The sequence below is a fragment of the Rhizobacter sp. P3_B12 genome (assembly GCF_056402895.1).
Genome location: NZ_JBFUGN010000987.1, coordinates 1 through 2236 on the forward strand (window position 1 = coordinate 1; position 2236 = coordinate 2236).

The following is a 2236-nucleotide window of genomic DNA, read 5'->3' on the forward strand; positions in this document are numbered from 1 at the left end:
GCCCAGCGCATCGCCGAGGGCCGCCGCCGCTTCCGCCGCCTGTTCGGCGCGGTGATGCTGCCGATGTTCCTGGCCGCCGTCGACCAGACGTTGCTGGCCACCGCGACGCCGGTCATCAGCCGCGAGTTCGGCGGCCTGCGCGACACCTCCTGGCTGGCCGTCTCGTACCTGCTGGCCTCGGTGATCGTGGTGCCGCTGTACGGCCAGCTGGGCGACCAGTTCGGGCGGCGCAAGCTGCTGTCGCTGGCCACGCTGCTGTTCGCGCTCGGCTCGCTGGGCTGCGGCCTGGCGACCGGCCTGTGGTGGCTGGTGGCCGCGCGCACGCTGCAGGGGCTGGGCGGCGGCGGCCTGATGACGCTGTCGCAGGCGCTGATCGGCGAGGTCGTCTCGCCGCAGCGGCGGGCGCGCAGCCAGGGCTATTTCGCGATCGTCTTCACGCTGGCCAGCGTCGGTGGCCCGGTGATCGGCGGGCTGGTGGTGCACCACGCCAGCTGGCGCTGGCTGTTCCTGGTCAACCTGCCGCTGTGCGCGCTGGCGCTGTGGCGGCTGCATGCGCTGCGGGCCGACGACGTGCCGCACCCCCGCGCCGGGCCGCCGGACGTGCAGGGCATGCTGCTGTTCGCGGTGGCGATGGCGCTGAGCCTGTTCTGGCTGTCGTCGGCCGGGCACCGCTTCGGCTGGGTGTCGGCGGCCAGCGGCGCGCTGCTGGTGGCGATCGTCGCGCTGTGGGCCGTGCTGCTGCGCGTCGAGCGGCTGGCGGCGCGGCCCTTCCTGCCGATCGACCTGCTGCGGCTGCCGCCGGTGCGCTACGCGGCGCTCACGGTGGTCGGCTTCGCATCGGCGATGTTCGCGATGGTGTTCTACCTGCCGATCTACCTGCAGCTGTCGCTGCACTCCGATGCCGCCGAGGCCGGCCTGCTGCTGCTGCCGCTGACGGCCGGCATCGTCGGTGGCGCCACCTTCACGTCGCGGCTGATCCTCTGGACCGGCCGCCCGACGGCGCTGCCGGTGGGCGGGCTGCTGCTGGCGGGTTGCAGCCTGCTCGGCATGGCCTTGCTGCCGCCCGACAAGCGCACGCTGGTCGCCCTCGGATTCACCACCGGGCTCGGCCTGGGCAGCGTGATGTCGGTGATGCAGATCGTGACCCAGACCGCCTCCGGCCCGGCGCGGCTGGGTGCCGCGGCGGCCACGATGTCGCTGGCACGCACGCTCGGTTCCTCGATCGGCGCGAGCGCGTTCGGCGCGCTGATCTTCGGGTTGATGGGGAGCAGCGACGCGCTGCACGCAGCGCAGGATCCGCATGCACAGGAGGCGCTGCGCTTCGCCTTCGTGGTCGCCTTCGGCTGTGCCGCCGCCGTGTGCGCGCTGGCCGCCTGGGCCGCCAGCCGGGTGCCGGCGCTGCGCTTCCATCCCGGGCCCGAGGGCCGGACCGATTTTTCCGAATGACTTGACGACGGGCAGTCCATGAACAAGAGCTTGGTGGGTTGGGTGATCGCCGCGGTGGTGGTGGCGGCGGGCGTCGGCTACGGCGTGGCCATGCGTGGCAAGGGCGAAGGCGGTGCAGCGGCCGGTGCGCCGTCGGCCGCCGCGTCCGGCGCGCCGGTCAGCGTCAGCACCGTGCGCGCGCAGCAGCGCGACTACGAGGTCACGCTCGAGGCGACCGGCAGCGTCACCGCACTCAACAGCGTCGACATCCGGCCGCAGGTCGCCAGCACCATCACGCAGGTGCACATCAAGGAAGGCCAGTTCGTGAAGGCCGGCGAGCTGCTGTTCACGCTCGATGCGCGCACCGACGAGGTCAACGTCGCGAAGGCGCAGGCCCAGCTCGAGAAGGACCTCGCCTCGCTGGCCGACGCGCAGCGCCAGCTCACGCGCAGCAAGGACCTGCTCGCGCAGAACTTCGTCTCGCAGAGCGCCGTCGACAGCAGCCAGACGCTGGTCGAGGGCTCGCAGGCGGTGGTGTCGTCCGACCGCGCGGCGCTGGCCGCCGCCAAGGTGGCGCTCGGCTACAACCGCATCGTCGCGCCCGGAGCGGGCCGCGCCGGCGCGATCAACGTGTTCCCCGGCAGCTCGGTGCAGCCGGCCACCAGCACGCTGGTGACGCTGACGCAGATCGACCCGATCGCCGTCGGCTTCAACCTGCCGCAGCGCAACCTGGCCGAGGCGCTGCGCAACCTGCAGTCGGGCCGCGGCGCGGTCACGGCGGTGCTGCCCGAAGGGCGCGGCACGCTGGTCG

General features: G+C 73.2%; 2 protein-coding genes. Both read left to right on the forward strand.

The genetic code is table 11. From position 1 onward, the window contains the following. Positions 1–1446: MFS transporter (locus AC1D01_RS31055; RefSeq protein ID WP_477873306.1), on the forward strand; the 1446-nt coding region annotated here is incomplete at its 5' end. A gap of 18 nt (positions 1447–1464) precedes the next feature. Continuing rightward, the coding region (locus AC1D01_RS31060; protein WP_477873308.1) for an efflux RND transporter periplasmic adaptor subunit at positions 1465–2236 on the forward strand (772 nt) is incomplete at its 3' end.